At 72.7% G+C, this 4184-nt stretch carries 2 protein-coding genes; both read left to right on the forward strand.

The genetic code is table 11. The features are described from left to right. The first annotated feature begins 1240 nt into the window (after positions 1-1240). On the forward strand, positions 1241-2563 hold the full coding sequence (phoH2, locus tag FNX44_RS24470; protein ID WP_143651160.1) for an RNA 5'-3' helicase PhoH2: 1323 nt from the start codon (positions 1241-1243) through the stop codon (positions 2561-2563). Between the two features lie 552 nt (positions 2564-3115). After that, positions 3116-3844 carry an aggregation-promoting factor C-terminal-like domain-containing protein gene (locus FNX44_RS24475; protein WP_143651162.1) on the forward strand — a complete coding sequence of 243 codons (729 nt, stop codon included), beginning with the start codon at positions 3116-3118 and terminating at the stop codon, positions 3842-3844. The last annotated feature ends 340 nt before the right edge of the window (positions 3845-4184 follow it).

Genomic DNA, 4184 nt, shown 5'->3' on the forward strand with positions numbered 1-4184 from the left:
GGCCCGCCCCCCGCGGGGGGCGCTCCGCGAGCCCCCCGGGTCCTTTGCTTGGCCGAGGCCGCGCGCAGCCGGCCGGGTCGCGCGGCGTGGCACGCTGCCCGGGGCGATCCGCTGCCGGGCTTCCGCGCCTGGCTCGACCCTGTCTGTTCGCCTCGCCGCCGGCTTCGCTTTTTCCGCCGGGCCCGGTCCGTCGTCCCGGGCCGACCCGCCGTCCGGGCGTTCCGCATGATCCGCCCCTCCGGTCGATCTGCTCTGGTCTGGCCGGCCGCCCTCGCGGCCGGGCGCTCTGTGGGGATCTGGGCGGTGTCGGCCTGACTCGGCGTCCGATCTCTCGCCGGGCACCGGCCGGTCGTGCCCGGGGCGACTCGCCACTCGGGCCCTCCGCGTGGTTCTAGCCGGTCTGGTCGGCCTTCTCCGGTCTGGCTCGGTGTCCGATCGCTTCTCGGCAGGAGGACCGCCGGGCGCGCGAGAGTCGTACGGGCGCCGGGGCCGACACGTTCGGCGCGGCCCGCCGCGCGACCCGCCGTTCGGCGTCTCCGCGTGTCCGGCTCTGTGTGATGCGGTTTGCCGCCTGGTCTGGTCCGCCCGCCCGAGCCGGGCGGGCGGCTGGTGGTGCTGGACCTGCTGCGGTCGGCCGCCTGTGGGTAGCCGCCGGTGGCGGGCCTCTGCGCGGGGGGCCGGCCCCGGCGGTGCGGGGCTGGGCCGGTTGCGCGCCGGGCGGGCTCGGTCTGGTTCGGCTTCGGGCGGTGCTCGGGTTCGGTCTCAGCGTTCCGGCTTGCTGCCTGAGTCGGGGCCGGTTGCCGCGCGGCGACCCGGCAGGTCGGTGGGCCGTCGGAATCCGGCCATGCGACAGGGCGGGGAGACGGTCCCCCGGCTCGGGCGGGCGTGCGCCGGCGCTCGGTGTCCGTCGGGGGTGGTTTTCCGCCGTCCCCGGGGACGGCAGACCGCGCGGCGGTCAGCGGGTGTTTCGGTCGGTGCGGCCGAACGGGCTGACCACGGCGGTTGTGCCGCCCCGCGCGGCATGCGGGCATCAGATCATGGGAATACCCCCTCCAGGCCGACACGCCGACCAGGCGCGGTGGCCGACGGGAGGCCCTTTGCGCACCACGGACGCCCGCACCCCAGGTGCGGTGGACGGGAGGGGCCGGTGCCCGGCCCGTGCGTCGACGGGTCGGCCCGGCCCCATCCCCCGCGACACCGAAGTCGCACCCCGACCTCTTCCGAGGGGGTTCGTCCACCCGTGGTGACCAGCAAGAAGCGCCGCGACAACGACCGGCGCACCTATGTCCTCGACACCAGTGTCCTGCTCGCCGACCCCGCGGCCGTGCTGCGGTTCGACGAGCACGAGGTGGTGCTGCCCGTTGTCGTGATCACGGAGTTGGAGGCCAAGCGCCACCATCCGGAGCTCGGCTACTTCGCACGTCAGGCGTTGCGCCAACTCGACGACTACCGGGTCAGGTTCGGGCGGCTCGACGCGCCGATCCCGCTCGGTGACTTCGGTGGCACGCTCCGGGTGGAGTTGAACAACACCGATCCCGGGGTGTTGCCGGCGGGCTTCCGGCTCGGCGACAACGACTCCCGCATCCTGGCCGTGGCCCGCAACCTGCAGGCGGAGGGGTACGACGTCACGGTCGTCTCCAAGGACCTGCCGCTGCGGATCAAGGCGTCCTCGATCGGTCTGCTGGCCGAGGAGTACCGGGCCGAACTGGCCATCACCGACAGCGGCTGGACGGGGATGCGCGAGCTGACCCTGCCGGGCGAGGCGGTCGACGAGCTGTTCGCGGCGGAGAGCGTGCACGTGGCGGAGGCCGCCGAGCTGCCCGTGCACACGGGCCTGGTGTTGCACTCGGAGAAGGGCCGGGCGCTCGGCCGGGTGACGTCCGACGGCCGGGTCCGGCTGGTCAGGGGCGACCGGGAGGCGTTCGGTATCCACGGGCGCTCGGCGGAGCAGCGGGTCGCCCTCGACCTGCTGCTCGACCCGGAGGTGGGCATCGTCTCGATGGGCGGCCGAGCCGGCACGGGCAAGTCGGCGCTGGCGCTGTGCGCGGGCCTGGAGTCGGTCCTGGAGCGGCGGCAGCACAGCAAGGTGATGGTCTTCCGGCCGCTGTACGCGGTGGGCGGCCAGGATCTCGGCTATCTGCCCGGCACGGCCGACGAGAAGATGAATCCGTGGGCGCAGGCCGTCTTCGACACGCTCAAGGCGGTGACGACCAAGGAGGTGGTGGAGGAGGTGGTGGCCCGGGGCATGCTCGAGGTGCTGCCGCTCACGCACATCAGGGGCCGTTCGCTGCACGACGCGTTTGTCATCGTCGACGAGGCCCAGTCGCTGGAGCGCAACGTGCTGTTGACGGTGCTCTCCCGGATCGGGCAGAACTCCCGCGTGGTGCTGACGCACGACGTCGCCCAGCGCGACAACCTGCGGGTGGGCCGGTACGACGGCGTGGTGGCCGTCGTGGAGAAGCTGAAGGGGCACCCGCTGTTCGCCCATGTGACGCTCACCCGTTCCGAGCGTTCGCCGATCGCGGCGCTGGTGACGGAGATGCTCGAGGAGGGCCGCGTCTGACGTCGGGCCGCCGCCGGGGGACTGACGGCCCGGCACATGGCAGTGCATAAACACCCAAAGCGGCACGACACGCCGTGACGCGACAGGCGGGCCGGGCACTCCCGGCCCGCCTGTCGCGTCGTATGACCGGCCCTCAGACGGCTTCGCGCCCCGAATGCCCGCATTCACGTGCAATGGGCACGATATGTCAACCGGCGGGCGGGGCAGCATAGTCGGGGTGCCGGACGGCCTGCTCGCTTTTCCGCAAGAGGCCAGGCCCAAACAAGGTGTGACCTTTCCCACTCGGCCTGGAATTGCCTCAACCCTCCGCCATCCGGCAGGGTGTGGATCCTGTCAGGCCCCGCATGTGGCACACCCGTCCCTTCCGAGGGGCGTAGCAACACACAACTCAACAGCAGACGCTGTCACATGCCGCCCGAGGAACCACGCGGGCCTCCCCAGGGAGGACCCACCGGGCCCGTACCTCCGAGTGACCAGCACCGTGGAGGTCAGTGCCAGGGGCACGATTGCGCCCGCGAGGTCACCTAAGCGGGCATTGTGGAAGGAAACTGTGTGACTACTCGGATTTCGGTCCGGGGATTCGCCGTGGCGTCCGCCACCGCGGTCACCACCGTCGGCGCCGTCGTCGGTGTGGCAGCGGGCGGTCAGCAGGGTACGGCCGAACCGGTCGAGCTCGCTGCCGCTGACGCGACGCTCCTCGCAGACATACCGGTGGGTGGCAACACCCAGGCCCAGACCGCCTCCCTCACCCAGCAGGCCGACCTCCAGGCCGACGCCGCGAGCGCCGCCGCCAGGAAGGCCGCCGAGGAGAGCGCCCGGAAGCAGGCTGCCCAGGACGCGGCGGACAAGAAGCAGGCCGCCGAGGAGGCCAAGCGCAAGGCCGCCGAGGAGGCCGCGAAGAAGCGCGAGGCCGAACTCGCCGCGAGCCGCAGCGCCGAGCGTTCCGCGCCCGCCGCGGGCGGCGGCGACTTCCCGCAGCAGGCGTCCTACACCGTCGAGCAGGTCAAGGCGATGGCGCAGCAGATCGTCGGCGGCGGCCAGTTCCAGTGCTTCTCCAACATCGTGCAGCGTGAGAGCACCTGGAACTACCGGGCGCAGAACCCCAGTTCCGGCGCGTACGGCCTGGTGCAGGCACTGCCCGGCACCAAGATGGCCTCCGAGGGAGCGGACTGGCGGACCAACCCCGCCACGCAGATCCGCTGGGGCCTGAAGTACATGAACGAGCGCTACGGCAGCCCCTGCGGCGCCTGGCAGTTCTGGCAGGCCAACCACTGGTACTAGGCCGGTGACCGCCGCGGTTGTCCGCCGGCGCCTCCCGGGACTGACTCATGCCCCCGCACCGGTGAACCGGGCGGGGGCATGAGGCGTCCCGGGGGTCCGGGCAACCCCCGAGCCCGGTAACGTCGTCCCCTGTGGGTGGAGCGCACCGCGCACGCTCGTGACAGACACCCAGACACGGGGGCTGAGGAACCGATGTCCAGACTTGAGCGCCTCAAAGCGGGCGCGACGCGCTTCGGCGCCCGGATGGCCGAGTACCGGCAGCGGGCCGAGGCCGAACGTGAGGAGCGCGACCAGCGCCACCGGGATCGCACCCTGGCCGAGGCGCCGCCCGCCCCGTCCC

Source organism: Streptomyces alkaliterrae (assembly GCF_007097205.2).
Lineage (GTDB): Bacteria > Actinomycetota > Actinomycetes > Streptomycetales > Streptomycetaceae > Streptomyces > Streptomyces alkaliterrae.